9 protein-coding genes and 1 CRISPR repeat array are annotated in these 16,023 nt (G+C 42.4%); all 9 genes read left to right on the top strand.

Going from position 1 to position 16,023, the window contains the following annotated elements:
* Positions 1-9 precede the first annotated feature (9 nt).
* Positions 10-1,155, top strand: coding sequence for an efflux RND transporter periplasmic adaptor subunit (locus PCIT_RS17060; protein WP_010365152.1), 1,146 nt, complete (start codon positions 10-12; stop codon positions 1,153-1,155).
* Positions 1,156-1,164: 9 nt separating this feature from the next.
* A complete protein-coding gene (locus PCIT_RS17055; RefSeq protein ID WP_010365154.1) occupies positions 1,165-4,299 on the top strand; it encodes an efflux RND transporter permease subunit in 3,135 nt (1,044 codons plus the stop codon).
* 438 nt (positions 4,300-4,737) lie between these two features.
* Positions 4,738-5,034 (top strand): DUF6482 family protein, encoded by a 297-nt coding sequence (locus PCIT_RS17050; RefSeq protein ID WP_010365155.1) that lies wholly within the window; start codon positions 4,738-4,740, stop codon positions 5,032-5,034.
* A 176-nt stretch (positions 5,035-5,210) separates the two neighbouring features.
* Positions 5,211-5,978 (top strand): DeoR/GlpR family DNA-binding transcription regulator, encoded by a 768-nt coding sequence (locus PCIT_RS17045; RefSeq protein WP_010365156.1) that lies wholly within the window; start codon positions 5,211-5,213, stop codon positions 5,976-5,978.
* A gap of 82 nt (positions 5,979-6,060) precedes the next feature.
* A complete protein-coding gene (gene glmS, locus PCIT_RS17040; RefSeq protein WP_010365157.1) occupies positions 6,061-7,881 on the top strand; it encodes a glutamine--fructose-6-phosphate transaminase (isomerizing) in 1,821 nt (606 codons plus the stop codon).
* Positions 7,882-8,220: 339 nt separating this feature from the next.
* Positions 8,221-8,548: a CRISPR direct-repeat array (repeat unit 28 nt; unit sequence GTTCACTGCCGCACAGGCAGCTTAGAAA).
* A gap of 2,083 nt (positions 8,549-10,631) precedes the next feature.
* Positions 10,632-11,855, top strand: a complete 1,224-nt coding sequence (locus PCIT_RS17035; protein ID WP_010365159.1) for an FG-GAP repeat protein — start codon at positions 10,632-10,634, stop codon at positions 11,853-11,855.
* Between the two features lie 441 nt (positions 11,856-12,296).
* Positions 12,297-13,646 (top strand): sphingomyelin phosphodiesterase, encoded by a 1,350-nt coding sequence (locus PCIT_RS17030; RefSeq protein WP_010365160.1) that lies wholly within the window; start codon positions 12,297-12,299, stop codon positions 13,644-13,646.
* 292 nt (positions 13,647-13,938) lie between these two features.
* The gene (locus PCIT_RS17025) at positions 13,939-14,370 is read left to right on the top strand and encodes a TraR/DksA family transcriptional regulator (RefSeq protein WP_010365161.1); all 432 of its coding nucleotides are present in this window, start codon (positions 13,939-13,941) and stop codon (positions 14,368-14,370) included.
* Positions 14,371-14,562: 192 nt separating this feature from the next.
* Positions 14,563-15,849 (top strand): DEAD/DEAH box helicase, encoded by a 1,287-nt coding sequence (locus PCIT_RS17020; RefSeq protein ID WP_010365163.1) that lies wholly within the window; start codon positions 14,563-14,565, stop codon positions 15,847-15,849.
* Positions 15,850-16,023: the final 174 nt, after the last annotated feature.

Genomic DNA, 16,023 nt, shown 5'->3' with positions numbered 1-16,023 from the left:
GGATTTAAAATGACGAAGAATAAATATATAAAGCCTGTGGCCTTTCCCGCAGCAACTATTCTAGTTTTAGTGGTCTCATTTTTTGTGATGAGTGCAATGAGTAGTATGAAAACAGGAATGGATGTAAAGGTTAAAGTTAATAGCGTAACTGTTTTACCATTAGAAAAAGTTGACCATAGTATTGTATTTAGTGGTTATGGGGAGATCCGGCCGGGTGAAGAAACAAGTCTTTCTAGTCGAGTATCAGGCAATGTGGAGTTTTGGTCTGAGCACTTTGTACGTGGAAAAACTGTACGTAAGGGGGAGGTTCTTTACAAATTAGAAGATAGTCGATATCAAGCTGAGCTTAAGAATGCGGAAGCTAACCTGTTAGAAATGAAGGCTACTTTGGATCGTGAAATAGGGCTTGGTAAAGTTGCGAGAAGTGAATTAAAGCGTGTGCAATCAACAGTAGAGAATAGTTTATTCTTGCGTGAAGCTGAAATTAAGAGTGCATATGCTGCTGTAAGTTCTGCAGAAGCTCGTTTGATTTTGGCAAAAAAGAATTTGGAATATACTGTTGGTCGGGCTCCATTTGATGCTTTGGTTATCGACAAAAATATTGGAACGGGTCAATTTTTAGCTGAAGGCAGTAATATTGCAACTCTATATAACATTAATAATGTGGAAGTTGAGATTCCTATTGCGCGGTTTGATAATCCGTTTCTTCTAGACGAGCTTGCAGGTATATCCGTTGAAGTTAGGCTAGCAGATTCGAATAGAGTGGGGGAAGGGTATTTATCTCGCAAAATAAAAATAGTTGATAGCCGAACTCGAACACATATGGTCGTTGCAAAGTTAGAAGGTTTATTTGACAAGAGAAGTAAGAATGCATTTTTAAGGTTTGGCGATTTCATCAATGTGAAGTTTGCAGGTAGAACAATTAAAAATGTTTATAAGGTACCTGAGTCATTACTGAGTAATGGCAAGTTGTGGGTGGTGAAAGGGGGTCTGCTAGAGCAAAGAGATGTAACTGTAATAAGAAATGAGTCTGGTGTTGCAATTATTAGTAGCGGATTGGAGGAAGCTGATAAGTTAGTTCGATCAGTTCCAGACTATCCTTATGAAGGTATGCCCGTCGCTGTTATCCCTTCCGATACAATCAATTTACTATAGAGGTTTTATATGGAAAAACGATTAAAAAGAGGTGGATTGATTAAGTTTTTTATCCAAAATTCAGTTGCTGCAAATTTGTTAATGATGTTTGTCATTGTTTTGGGTTTTGTTTCTTATAAGTCAATAAATAAGCAAATATTCCCAGAGTCAAAGGTAACAACAATCGAAGTTAATGTAGTCCACTTTGGTTCATCGGCAAAAGAGATCGAAGAACGTATTGTGAGTAAGATAGAGGCGAGTTTAAAAAGCTTACCTGAAATTAAGCGAATGCGCTCTTGGTCAAATGATAGCTCTGGGAGGCTACTACTAGATGTAAAGAAAAATGCAGATGCAAAGATAGTACTAGATAAAGTAAAGTTATTAGTTGATGCAACGCCCTCTTTCCCAGCAGATATTGAACCAATAATAATTCAATTAAATGAAGGGTTACAGCCTGTAATCAGACTTGCGCTAGTTGAACGAAGTGAAATCGATTCGTTTAAAGCTTCTGCGCGTGAAATTTATACTGAACTGTTGAATTTAAACAATGTATCAGTAGTGACAAACAACTTACCTGCCGATGAAATATCGATAGAAGTAGATCCAGCCACTTTGAAAATGTATCGATTGACCATTAGTGATATTCGAACTGCTTTGAGTGACTATTCAAATAATTTGAGTGCAGGAGAGGTCAGATCTAATTCTGGCATCATTCCTGTGCGAGTTGAGAATCAAGCATACGATAAGGAAGCTTTCTCCAATATTCCCGTCATTACTTTAGACTCAGGTTCACAAATAAAACTAAAAGATATTGCATCTGTAAAAGATGGTTTTGTTGAAGGAGTCCATATATACACTTACTCTGGATACAATGCCGTTGCTTATGAAATATCAGCGACGAATGACCAAGACATGGTGGCCGTGGCTGATTCTGTAAAAAGTTACATAGAATATAAAAATAAGGAATTATCAGAGGGTTTGCAATTAGAAGTCATCATTGATGGTACTGACTATTTGGATCAAAGGCTTTCTATGATGCAAAGCAATTTGTTTCAAGGGGCCATTTTAGTGTTAGTAGTATTGACATTATTTCTTAGCTTTAAACTTGCTGTGTGGGTGGTTGTTGGACTACTTGTAAGTTTCCTTGGGGCCATGTTGATGATGCCATTATTTGGCGTGACTATAAATTTGATCTCATTATTTGCCTTTATTATGGTACTCGGATTAATTGTAGATGATGCTATTGTTGTTGGTGAAAGCGTAGATAAAGAAGTCACTCTTCGTGGCAATAGTTATGATGCCGTTGAAGCAGGTGTAAAGAAAGTCGCTAAACCTGCTATCTTTGGCGTTTTGACCACCATAGCAGTGTTTTTCCCTTTTATATTTAGTGATGGTTCACAAAGTGAGCTGTTCAAAGGTATTTCAGTCATTGTTATTTTTTGTCTTGTTTTTAGTATTATTGAATCAAAGTTGATTTTACCATCACATCTAGCAAATATGTCTGCCGCTAGTCGAAAAAGTTCAGGATTTAGATATGTTTTAAACGAGAGGCTCAGTGCTTTTAGTCATGGACCTCTCGCAAATGCTGTAGAATGGGCAGTAAGTAAACGATGGAGTGTGTTACTACTCTTTATGTGCACATTTGTTTTTTCGTTATCTCTTGTTCATTTTGGGCATGTTAAATCTATCTCCGATCCGATGGTTCCTATTGACCAACCTGAAATATCGATTGAATTAAATGACAACGCATCTATAGATGCTGTTGAACATGCAGCGCAAACGTTTCAAGACATGCTAAAGCGAGAAGAGCAGAAGATCATGGATGAATTTGGTCAAGGTATGATTAAAGACATACTTATTGAAAATTCAGGGCAAACTGATCTTAAATTCACAGTAGTGCTAGTTGCTGAAAATATAAGGCCTATAAACACATTTGATCTATCGCGCAGGTGGCGTGAGAATATGCCCGATATTATTGCATTGAAGGCGATTCATATTAAAGATGATGTATTAGGAAGGAATAATCGTTTTGGTGACTTTGGTTACTTCTTGTTTAGCGATAATATGGAAGACTTAAATGCAGCAGCCAAGCTATTAGCGGCTGAGTTTAGAAAACTGGAAGGAGTGTACGAAGTTGGCTCCAATATTTCTGTAGGTCGAAAAGAATTGGTGATGGAGCTGAAAGTACTGGCTAATACACTCGGTTTGACGCTGTCAGACATTGGTAGGCAAGTACATCACAGTTATACCGGTGCTGAGGTAGAGCGTTTTAATCGGAACGGTGAGGAAATTCGCGTTTTGGTAAGATACCCTCAAGAAAGCAGAAACAGTATTAGTGAGTTGCAGTATAAACGTATTCAAACCCCATCAGGTGATGAGGTTTTTTTAGGTGACGTCGTTAGTTTTATCGAACAAGAGGCGATTACTACTATTCGCCGAGAGTCTAACAAACGTAGCGTGTATGTATTTGGTTCTATTGATGTAGAGGAAGTACGTACATCACAAGTAATTTCTCAAGTGCGAGTCAATATTTTACCGCTCATTAAAGATAAGTACCCTTCAGTTTCGACTGACATAGGGGGGCGAATTAAAGAAACTAACAGTGAGAAAGATCAAATGCTTCTTTTCACCGTGGCGTCGCTCTTAACTGTTTATATTTTGTTAGCAATCCCACTAAAAAGTTATTTCCAACCACTGCTAATTATGTCAATTATTCCCTTTTGTGTGGTGGGTTCAATTTTTGGTCATTGGGTTGTTGCCGAGGACTTTAGTTTGGTTTCTATTTTCGGTTTAATAGCAGCCGCAGGTGTTGTAATTAATGATAGTTTAATTTTAGTTGACCGAATTAATAGTAAAATTAGCGACTTAACTCCAGTTCCACAAAGTGTGACAGAAGCTGTCAGTGAGCGATTCAGAGCCATACTGTTAACTTCTTTGACAACCTTTGTTGGTTTATTACCCATTATGTTTGAAACCAGTCTTCAAGCTAAATTTGTATCACCGATGGCAGTATCTCTTGGCTTTGCAGTATTAGTCTCAACGTGTGTGACTTTATTTTTAGTACCTATTTTATATGTTATTGGACATAATTTCAGTACGAGAATGACTCAATTTTCTGCTTGGTTTAGTCGTAAAAAAAGAATGATAGCCGTGAGTGAGCCCTGAAATATAAACGGTATTATTGGAAGAGTGCTGTGTTCACTGGAGAAACAGAGCACTCATAATTCGAATGAGCCAAAGGGTTGAATTTGAAAAGCAGTATATAAAATCATGTACAGGACACCACCGCAGTGGGGGCGGTGTTAACCCTATACAGTTTAAATAGCACTGGTTTCGTCGCAGGATATGACATTTTTGTAATGCGAATTGATCACCGACTAAGTTCCTACCTTCAGTTGATGGTTGCCTCAGAGTCGTGTGCCCTGTTCTCGTCGTAATTATTGTGGGCAATACATTAATAGTGGATGGCCCTTAACCACTGACTTCCTACTAGGGGCGCTTCGGCGCCTTTTTTCATAGGTAGAAAAAATTATCATTGGCAGTGAACAATATGCCGTATTCATACGTTTAATTGTTTTGTACAAAAAATGTTCAAGGTGATTTATGCAAAGCGCACAATTAAAAAACCATTTTAAGCAACACGAATTAAATGCGGTGATATTAAGCTATGCCGACTCAAGTCATTATTTAGCTGGCGGGTTAGATGATAATGGCGACTATCATCTACTGGCAGATAAAAAAGGTAATACTGTGACGTTTAAATCTCTCAGAGAAGCGGAAATGCAGTTGATCGAATTGGGCGCAACGAAAGCTATTTTGGATATGGAAACCGCCTATGATGAAATGGTCGGAACAGCAACGGCCGGGCACGGTAAGATAGAGTTAACTTTGTCTCATTAATATATAGCAAGGGCTTTTCATACATCTCAGTATTTGAGGGGCCTGTAGTTGTCACAACGACAAATAGGTTGCCTACAAACGCACCTAATAGAATGCAGAACATTTGCACTATTGTAATTCATTAAGTTTCGTTTAAAATACACTTAAATTTCGAAACGAAACTTAAGTGTATTCAAATGACCAAAAGAAACACCCAACAGCGTCGCCATACCATATTAAACTTAGTAAATACCCAAGGTGAGATCAGTGTTGATACACTTGCTGTTGAGTTTGAAACATCAGAAGTTACGATTCGAAAGGATTTAACAGCCCTTGAAAAGAGTGGGTTGCTTTTACGCCGTTATGGCGGCGCGATTGCATTACCGCAAGAAATCGTTGCAAAAAGCAACGATAAACAAGATTCCCTTCGCAAAATGGCAATTGCCAAAGCGGCTGCCAACTTAATAAAAGATCATAATCGCATTATTATTGACAGTGGCCGTACGACCGCAGCCATGATCCCAGAGCTAGGCAAAAAGCGTGGACTAGTGGTGATGACCAATGCAATTAATGTCGCTAAGCGTTTGCTTTCTCTAGAAAATGAACCAACCTTATTGATGACTGGTGGTACATGGGATCCGCACTCAGAATCGTTTCAAGGGCAAGTGGCAGAGCAAGTATTACGCTCATACGATTTTGACCAACTCTTTATTGGTGCTGATGGCATCGATGTTGAAAGAGGTACTACCACATTCAACGAGCTAGTGGGTTTAAGCCAAGTGATGGCAGAAGCAGCACGTGAAGTAGTGGTGATGGTTGAGTCTGACAAGATAGGCCGAAAAATACCGAATTTAGAACTACCTTGGGATCAAGTCACCACTTTAATCACCGACAACAACTTGGCAGCGCAAGCACGCCAAGTGATTGAAGCGTGTGGCGTGCAACTGATCTGTGTCGAGGTGTAAATCAAAGAGCAAACATACATTAAACCGTGTTGGCTCATGAATATAAACATCACACTAGCGTGCAAAATTAAATGGAGAGAGTATGTGTGGCATAGTTGGGGCGGTTGCTGAACGCCCAGTAAATAGAATTTTAATTGAAGGCTTAAAACGCCTTGAATATCGAGGTTATGACTCTGCAGGAGTAGCCTTAGGCACGGCGGGCGCTTTAAATACCGTTAAGGCGGTAGGTAAAGTGGTTAACCTTGAAAATGCCTTACTTGATGCAGGAGTAAAGGGGACCACCGGGATCGCACACACGCGCTGGGCAACCCATGGCGGCGTGACGAAAGCCAATGCACACCCGCATATTTCTAATGATGAAATTGCCCTTGTGCACAACGGCATTATTGAAAACCACGGCCCACTGCGCACCGCGTTAAAAGGGGATGGTTACGAGTTTTTATCAGAAACAGACACCGAAGTGATGGTGCACCTCATTCACCAGTTGCGTCAGCAGCACGACAGCTTATTAGAGGCCGTGCGCGCTGCGGTTAAGCAACTTGAAGGCGCATATGGCACCGTGGTATTTGATAAAGCGAACGATAATGAAATGATTGTCGCGCGCTCAGGTAGTCCGTTAGTAATTGGTTTGGGCTTAGGTGAAAACTTCATTGCGTCAGACCAATTAGCGTTGTTACCTGTGACCCGCAGCTTCATCTTTTTAGAAGAAGGCGATGTAGCGCGTATTACTCGCGATACAGTGGAGATTTTCGACAGCCTAGGCAATGCCGTTGAGCGTGAGGTGGTGGAATCAAACATTACCCAAGATGCGTCAGGCAAAGGGGATTATCGTCATTACATGCTCAAAGAAATTTATGAGCAACCATTGGCAGTGCGTAATACCTTAGAAGGGCGTATTGAAAATGACCGTGTCACAGTTGATGCATTTGGCGCCAGTGCTCAGCAAATTTTTAAAGATGTAAAACACGTGCAAATTATTGCTTGTGGTACCTCTTATCATTCAGGCATGGTCGCGCGCTATTGGCTTGAGCAATTTGCGGGTGTGAGCTGTAACGTAGAGATTGCCTCAGAGTTTCGTTATCGACAGTCGTTTGTGCACGAAAATAGCTTACTTGTGACGATTTCACAATCAGGTGAAACGGCCGATACCTTGGCTGCACTGCGCTTAGCGAAAGAACAAGGGTATATGGGGTCAATGACCATTTGTAATGTACCGGGCTCTTCATTGGTGCGCGAATCTGATTTGGCCTTTATGACCAAAGCGGGTGCTGAAATTGGCGTTGCTTCTACCAAAGCATTTACCACGCAACTTGTTGGCTTATTGATGCTAACTGCGTCAATTGCACAAGAAAAAGGTCGAGATCAAAGTGAAATCATCAATGCCATTAAAACGCTACCAAATAAATTGGAAGAAGCACTCACACTGGCAAGTGATATTGAAGAGTTAGCCGAAGAGTTTGCTGATAAACACCATTCACTGTTTTTGGGGCGTGGCTCGCAATACCCGATTGCGATGGAAGGGGCTTTAAAGCTTAAAGAAATCTCTTATATTCACGCAGAAGCTTACGCGGCGGGTGAGTTAAAACACGGTCCGTTAGCTTTGATCGATGCAGATATGCCAATCATCGTGGTAGCACCCAACAACGAATTGCTTGAAAAGCTTAAATCAAATGTTGAAGAAGTGCGTGCCCGAGGCGGTATTATTTATGTATTCGCTGACAAAGACACCGCGTTTGAATCAGACGACACCATGCGTGTAATCAACGTTAATCACGTAGAAGATGCGATTGCACCAGTTGTATATACAATCCCATTACAGCTCTTGTCGTATTACGTCGCGGTGATTAAAGGCACCGATGTTGACCAACCTCGTAACCTAGCGAAATCGGTCACGGTAGAATAACGGAATCCATTTCATACTGGTCCATTAAGGTATGGATTGCGCTGTAGGCGAAGGTTTATCCTTCGCCTTTTCTCTTTGTTAATACCTCCCATACAGGTCAAAGCTTTGTATTTTCAGCACTGCAATGAATATCCAATGTAGCTATAAAATCATGCGTGGCGATCTGCAATCATTCGTGTCATTATTTGTTCGAAAAGGTGAAAAAACACCCTTCAATTTTTAGCTCTTTAAAAAATCCATATAAAACAATGGCCTAAGTTTCATTGGTTTTTAAAGGGTAAAATGTAAGTTTTATTGGTAACGTTATGATTTAATTTAAGTTTACCAAAATAGTTCATTGTTCACTGCCGCACAGGCAGCTTAGAAAGATACCACCAATGCGGTAGTAAGCGAAGCCGCGTTCACTGCCGCACAGGCAGCTTAGAAAGGTTGAATTTTGTTGTTTGCTGTGGTGCTGTTGTTCACTGCCGCACAGGCAGCTTAGAAAAGTATTGCTCTGTGGCTTTTGCTAGTTTTGTAGTTCACTGCCGCACAGGCAGCTTAGAAATTGAAAATTGGCGTGCAAGAAACCCAATAGGAGTTCACTGCCGCACAGGCAGCTTAGAAAACGCGTAGCAACGCACGCAGACGGCCTAAAATGTTCACTGCCGCACAGGCAGCTTAGGTGATGAGTGGCCGAAACGCTTTCGTTTTATAAAAAGTGCAGCACGAAGAAGTGAGGTTATGGATGACCGATATAACCAAGCTCTACGGATAGATTATTCACGCAGTCGAGACTGTTTTGTGGACCCTGAAACAAGTTCAGGGAGACGAATCTTGGTTGAGTTTAACGCTTATGGATAGCTTTGATATGCGCGGCATAAAGCCCCGCCAACGAGGGAGGGTCCACACAATTCGTCTTTCTGACGAAGGTCAGAATCCAGAGTTTTAAAGCGTTGGCTTACATCGTTGAACCTAATCCATGCAAGTAACGCTTGATGTAACCCAGCTCCAAGGATGAATTGTTCACGCAGTAGAGGCTGATTTATGGACCCTGAAACAAGTTCAGGGAGACGAATCTTGGTTGAGTTTAACGCTTATGGAAAGCTTTTATATGCGGGGAATAAAGTTCCTCTAACGTTTGAGGGTCCACACAATTCGTCTTTCTGACGAAGGTCAGAATCCAGTGATTTAAAGTGTCAGCCTACACCGTTGAGCCTAATCCATGCTAGCGGTGATCAATGTAACCAAGATCCAAGGATGGATTGTTCACGCAGTCGTGTTGTTTTGTGGACCCTGAAACAAGTTCAGGGAGACGAATCTTGGTTGAGTTTAACGCTCATGGAAAGCTTTGATATGCGCGGCGTAAAGCCCCGCCAACGAGTGAGATTCCGCACGATTTGTCTTTCTGACGAAGGTCAGAATCCAGTGTTTTAAAGTGTTAGCTTACACCGTTGAGCCTAATCCATGCCAGCGGTGACCAATGTAACCAAGCTCCAAGGATGGATTGTTCACGCAGTAGTGGTTGTTTTGTGGACCCTGAATCAAGTTCAGGGAGACGAATCTTGGTTGAGTTTAACGCTTATGGATAGCTTTTATATGCGGGGCATAAAGCCCCGCCAACGAGGTAGGGTCCGCACAATTCGTCTTTCTGACGAAGGTCAGAATCCAGAGTTTTAAAGCGTCGGCTTACACCGTTGAGCCTAATCCATGCCAGCGGTGACCAATGTAACCAAGCTCCAAGGATGGATTGTTCACGCAGTAGTGGTTGTTTTGTGGACCCTGAATCAAGTTCAGGGAGACGAATCTTGGTTGAGTTTAACGCTCATGGAAAGCTTTGATATGCGCGGCGTAAAGCCCCGCCAACGAGTGAGATTCCGCACGATTTGTCTTTCTGACGAAGGTCAGAATCCAGAGTTTTAAAGCGTCGGCTTACACCGTTGAGCCTAATCCATGCCAGCGGTGACCAATGTAACCAAGCTCCAAGGATGGATTGTTCACGCAGTAGTGGTTGTTTTGTGGACCCTGAATCAAGTTCAGGGAGACGAATCTTGGTTGAGTTTAACGCTTATGGAAAGCTTTTATATGCGGGGAATAAAGTTCCTCTAACGTTTGAGGGTCCACACAATTCGTCTTTCTGACGAAGGTCAGAATCCAGAGTTTTAAAGCGTCGGCTTACACCGTTGAGCCTAATCCATGCCAGCGGTGACCAATGTAACCAAGCTCCAAGGATGGATTGTTCACGCAGTAGTGGTTGTTTTGTGGACCCTGAAACAAGTTCAGGGAGACGAATCTTGGTTGAGTTTAACGCTCATGGAAAGCTTTGATATGCGCTGTATAAAGTTCCTCTAACGTTTGAGGTTCCGCACAATTCGTCTTTCTGACGAAGGTCAGAATCCAGTGTTTTAAAGTGTTAGCTTACACCGTTGAGCCTAATCCATGCCAGCGGTGACCAATGTAACCAAGCTCCAAGGATGGATTGTTCACGCAGTCGTGTTGTTTTGTGGACCCTGAAACAAGTTCAGGGAGACGAAAAGAGTTAAGCAACGACCGATATAACCCAGCTCTAAGGATGGATTGTCCACGCAGTCGTGGCTGTTTTTTGGACCCTGAAACACGTTCAGGGAGACGAATTTTTTTGATTTCAATGGCTAAAACACATATCCCGTTGATACTGTGGTTAAGAGCATTAATTCATATCCCTGCTTGAAAAACGATGAAGTGTGGAATAAATTGGTTTTATAGATATACCGAATAAAGGGAAATTTATAATGAAAATGGGGTTTGTTTTTAAATGCTTATCGTGTGTTGCTTTGATAGTCAGCTGTCAAAGTGTTGCTCAACAACACAAATTATCACCGCATGATGGCAAAGCGGGTGATTATTTTGCTTTTGGTGTGGCAATTGATGGTACAACTGCGTTAGTGGGTTCACATAAAGCCGATGCTAAAAATAAGGAAGACTCGGGAGCTGCCTATGTTTATGGTCTTAGTGCTGGGGGGTGGCAACAGCAGGCAAAGTTGGTCGCCACGCCAGCTTATGCCCATGATACGCTGGGTGGCAATGTCGCGTTGAAAAACGGTATGGCTATGCTAGGGGTGATCAAACGAGATGATAAAGGCGAAGACGCGGGGGCGGTGTTTGCCTTTGAAAGAGAAGCCAATACTTGGTCACAAAAGCAAATACTCACAGCGAACGATGCCAAAGCGGGTGATGCATTTGGCCAGAGTATTGCGCTAACAGAGCGCTTTTTGGTGATAGGTGCCCCTCACAGTGACGCCCCCTACAAAGACTCAGGCTCCGTTTATGTTTACACCCGGGATAAAAAAGCATGGCGCTTTCACAGCAAATTGACAGCAAAAGATGGTGCTGAAGATGATTTGTTTGGCATCAGTGTGGCGATTGACGGCAATACTATTTTGGTTGGCGCTGATTTGCATGATGAAATCGCAAAAGAAGCGGGGGCTGTTTATGCGTATGTATTTGATGGTAAAAAATGGCAGCACCAAGCGAAGCTGATGGCTAAAGATGGTGCTCAAACCGATATTTTTGGGGTGAGAGTATCACTTGTTGGTGATACTGCGCTGATCTCTGCCAGAAGAGACGATATAGCCGGTGTGGGTGTTGATGCAGGATCTGCTTATATATTTGAAAGAGCACAAGGCCGCTGGACTCAAGTACAGAAGTTAGTCGCCCCAGATGGTAAAGCAGATGACAGATTCGCTCGTGGTGTGGCCCTTAACAAAGATACGGCTTTAATTAGTGCGATGCACCATGACGCCAAGGGTGACAATGCGGGTGCGCTTTATGTGTTTAAAAAACAACAGGGGTTATGGCGTTATAGCTCAAAAATTATGGCTCACGATGGCGCAGCAGAAGACCGTTTTGGGTGGAATATTGCACTGACAGATCATGCCGCCATTGTCGCGGTACCCCATCGTGATGAGCGCGGACTGCAGTCAGGTGCTGCGTATGTGGTTGATTTACCGAACTGATTTTGTTTGTGCACCGTAACAATAAAAGTGTATCAGCGTCAGTTGCATGCCTCTTTGACATACAACTGACGCTGATAATATACGGGTAAATGGGTGAGGGATCACGACTGTTTACGCGTGTATCGTATGGTCTTTGCTGGGTTGTTTTGACGATCGCAAAGTTGATAATGTGTTCTTTATAGTTTTTTTCTTCCTCTAATCGTACTTGCTAGGTTAACACGACCTTATTTTTATGATCACGCCTATGTTGTTGATGGTATAAATTATACAAAGTGTCATACCCACGTAATGCACATGATTTAGCTTTAATGGTGTGTCTGTGCACTCACTTGCTGAGTTTTATCATAGCGTTATGGTTTATAAGATACCGACCTATGGCATGAGTGAGGTACAGCAGAACATTCAAATCAAATCCAACAATTAAAAGAAAGGGATCTGTGTATGATCACACTTAAGCAATGCCGCGCGATCGGTTTAGTCATTGTCGGTGTTTTATCAAGCTTACTATCGGGCCAAGCGTTGGCAGAAAGCTACGTGTATTTAACCAACAATACCATGGAAACCTTGACGCTGAGTACGCAGCAAACTGGCCATGACAATATTCGCCATGGCGATCAATGGCAGCAATTGGCTGCTAAAGTACCACCATTAGGCACGGTTAAGTTTTTGCGTTTTAATCGCGACCAAGGCATTAAGTGGGGAAAAGAATATATTTTTACAACTGCCGTTAATGGAGCATCGCAGCCAGTTTATTTAAAGCAAAGATTGCTCGGCACCATGACATTTAGCAAGATGTGGCTCAGTGGTCAGGATGATCCATGGCACTATGATCGCGACATCCATCGTGTGCCTTTAGACTCTCAGCAACAAACTTTGGCATTTAAATCTTCTTCAGCCAGAGCATCAGGTGATGATATTCACTATGTGATCCACGATAAATTTAATAAATCAGAAAAGTCTCAATACTCTAACGAACTAAATGTACTGACTTACAATACTTGGGCATTACTACCACCGCTTGCTTCTAAAAATACGGGAGATCGATTAGATACTATCGCTGAGTATATGACTCATTATGATGTGGTGGTCTTTCAAGAAGTGTTCGACCCCATTTTAACTGCGAAATTCAGAGCAAAGGTTGCTCAGACTTACCCGTATATGACAGAGATCCCATGGCAAGTGGGTAAAATATTAACCGGGGGGTCATTCATTGCGAGCCGCTGGCCTATCGAAGCTCAAGACGCAGTCGTGTATGACGCGTGTCGAGCAGACGGGTGTTTGGCTGGTAAAGGGATGAATTATGCGAAAATAAGAAAAGGCAGTAATGCGTATCATATTTTTGGGACCCACACGCATGCGTACACCAGTGAGCAAGATGTCGCGGTGCGTTTTGAGCAATTGGCGCAGTTAAAGCGCTTTATTGAAAGTAAGCAGATCTCATATCAAGAGCCTGTGATTATGGCGGGTGACTTTAACGTGGATAAAATTAACTACCCGCAAGAGCATTTGGCGTTTTTGGCATTGTTGAATGCCACAGAGCCCGAGGCCACAGGCGCTTACCCATATTCATATGCTGGCCCAGTTAATATTTATGCCGATGAAGCGTTTAATGAATACTTAGATTATGTTTTATATAGTAATGACCATCTTGCGCCTTACGCCTCAGAAAATAACATGCTGACACCACGTAGTATCGACAGTCAGCATTGGCAAAGCTGGGATTTGTCTGATCACTATCCCGTAGAAGGGCGTTTTGCATTTCCATTGGCACCTGAATATATGCCTTATTAAAACAGCTGCATAGTACATCATGGGCGAACTGTCGGGCTTTCTTCATTGATGCCCACATGTTCTCCGTGTTGTGTGCTTTGTGTTTTGTAACACAGATTAAGCTTCTTACTTGGCTTACCTTTGGCTTATTTAAGATGAGAAAGCGAGTATCCCCCTACTTTGTCGTCACTTACTTTTAGTGACTGCAAAGTATCTTTATGATCGTACAACAAATAAAAGGCTATAATAGCCATTAAATGTTATGTTATAACAATATTTTTTGTGTTGTTTTTAAGTAATGTGGGTGAGTAATATGGAAGCAAGTAAATCTGTGCCTGAGTTGACACTAGAGCAAAAAATTCTCAATGCGCCTGAGGATGACTATATGAATGCGGAGCAATTAGCATTTTTTAAACAACGGCTTATCGAGTTACATGATGAGACAAGGGCGCATATTCGTGAGGCGAAAACACAAATATTGAATAAGCCAGATGTGACGGATCCGAGCGATAAAGCAACATGGGAAGAGCAATGTAGCTTATTAATTCGCATTGTTGAGCGCGAGCAAAGGTTATTACCAAAAATTCAGCAATCGTTAGAGCGTATTCGTCTAGATACCTATGGCTATTGTGAAGAGTCAGGTGAGCCAATCGGGATCCCACGGCTGTTGGCGAGACCGACCACCGAATATTGTGTTGATGTTAAAGCGGTACTTGAAATGAAAGAGCACCTACGCCAAGAATAACAGGCCGTGAAGCAGACTAAATATTGCTACGATTACTCGTCGCGTCTTATTTAGTCTGATTCTTATCGGCGGCATTTATTCACTATTTAATCTAATAAACGACCATGAACATTTCAGAGATAATACTAACTAAATTGCACAAAAATGCGCTAAACTCGCCGGCTACTTTTTTAGCATTGAGCCGACCCCTTTATGACTTTAGCCGCTTCGCCTAGTAACTTTACCGATCTTGGCCTTATTTCTCCTTTATTAGCACGACTGGCGGAGCTGGATTATGCCAGCCCAACGCCTATTCAAGCACAGGCGATTGGTAAGATATTAGCTGGGAGAGATCTGATCGCGGGGGCGAACACGGGCTCAGGTAAAACAGCGGCATTTGCATTGCCATTGTTGCAGCAATTATCAGAGCAAGGTTCTAGATGCGCTGATAAAGGCAACTTTGTGTCTGGGTTGGTGTTAGTACCTACGCGCGAGTTGGCAACACAAGTGGCTGACAGTATTAAATCGTATGCGGCACATTTGAATGGCGCAATTAAAACCACCGTGGTATTTGGTGGCGTGTCGGTTAATAAGCAAATGCAAAACTTGCGCGGTGGCAGTGATATTGTGGTGGCAACACCGGGGCGTTTGTTGGACTTAATCGCCAGTAATGCCATAAAGCTTGATCATGTGCGTACTCTGGTATTGGATGAAGCTGACCGTATGTTGGGGCTGGGGTTTGCTGAAGAGCTGTCTCAATTATTGGCGTTGATGCCAAGTACCAAGCAAACATTGTTGTTTTCGGCGACCTTTCCTGAACAAGTAACCGCTTTAACCGATAAACTATTAAACAGCCCAGTGGAAATACAAGTACAAAGCCGTGATGCCAGTACGGTGATACAGCGCGTATTTACTGTCAACGCTGGTCAAAAAACGGCATTGTTAGCGCATTTAATTGAGCAACATCAATGGCGACAGGCGCTGATTTTTGTTAATGCTAAAAACCACTGTGAGCATTTGGCGCAGAAGCTTGAAAAGCGCGGTATTAGCGCCCAAGTCTTTCACGGTGATAAAGGCCAAGCGGCACGAACACGCACCATGGACGCATTTAAATCAGGCAAAATCGATGTATTGATCGCCACCGATATTGCGGCGCGAGGCATTGATATTGCCAAACTACCGGTGGTTATTAACTTTAATTTACCGAGAAGCCCAGCCGATTATATGCACCGTATTGGTCGAAGCGGCCGTGCAGGTGAAGTGGGGTTAGCGCTCTCTTTGATTGATCATGATGACTATCATCACTTTAAAATCATTGAAAAGAAAAACAAAATTCGTCTTGAACGTGAACAAGTTGCGGGCTTTGAGGCGGATGATATTAACCCTGAACCGGCAGTAGAAAAGCCCATGGCCAAGCCTGAAGGCACGGGTAAGAAAAAACGTAAGAAGCAAACTGACCCAGATGATGAAGTATGGACAGGGTGGAAAACACGTTCTTAAGGCTTGCTCTTAAGAGCCGTAATTAAGACAAACAATGTATTATGGGGGCATCGCCCCCAGTTGACATAACGTCACCTAATCTCACCTTTTGTGACCCGTACTTGTAATCACACACGTCTTTACCAAACGCTCCGTACAGTAAACGTATATCTAAAAATTCAGCGTGTACTCTAA

It is taken from the genome of Pseudoalteromonas citrea (assembly GCF_000238375.3).
In the GTDB taxonomy this organism is placed as follows: domain Bacteria; phylum Pseudomonadota; class Gammaproteobacteria; order Enterobacterales; family Alteromonadaceae; genus Pseudoalteromonas; species Pseudoalteromonas citrea.
Note: the sequence above shows the minus strand (reverse complement) of the source record. Positions and strands in the feature narration are given on the sequence as shown.

Excerpts from the sequence above, each read along its gene's own strand:
- PCIT_RS17030 (WP_010365160.1), top strand. The coding sequence starts at position 12,297 with ATGATCACACTTAAGCAATGCCGCGCGATCGGTTTAGTCATTGTCGGT.
- glmS (WP_010365157.1), top strand. The coding sequence starts at position 6,061 with ATGTGTGGCATAGTTGGGGCGGTTGCTGAACGCCCAGTAAATAGAATT.
- PCIT_RS17020 (WP_010365163.1), top strand. The coding sequence starts at position 14,563 with ATGACTTTAGCCGCTTCGCCTAGTAACTTTACCGATCTTGGCCTTATT.
- PCIT_RS17050 (WP_010365155.1), top strand. The coding sequence starts at position 4,738 with ATGCAAAGCGCACAATTAAAAAACCATTTTAAGCAACACGAATTAAAT.
- PCIT_RS17055 (WP_010365154.1), top strand. The coding sequence starts at position 1,165 with ATGGAAAAACGATTAAAAAGAGGTGGATTGATTAAGTTTTTTATCCAA.
- PCIT_RS17035 (WP_010365159.1), top strand. The coding sequence starts at position 10,632 with ATGAAAATGGGGTTTGTTTTTAAATGCTTATCGTGTGTTGCTTTGATA.
- PCIT_RS17045 (WP_010365156.1), top strand. The coding sequence starts at position 5,211 with ATGACCAAAAGAAACACCCAACAGCGTCGCCATACCATATTAAACTTA.
- PCIT_RS17025 (WP_010365161.1), top strand. The coding sequence starts at position 13,939 with ATGGAAGCAAGTAAATCTGTGCCTGAGTTGACACTAGAGCAAAAAATT.
- PCIT_RS17060 (WP_010365152.1), top strand. The coding sequence starts at position 10 with ATGACGAAGAATAAATATATAAAGCCTGTGGCCTTTCCCGCAGCAACT.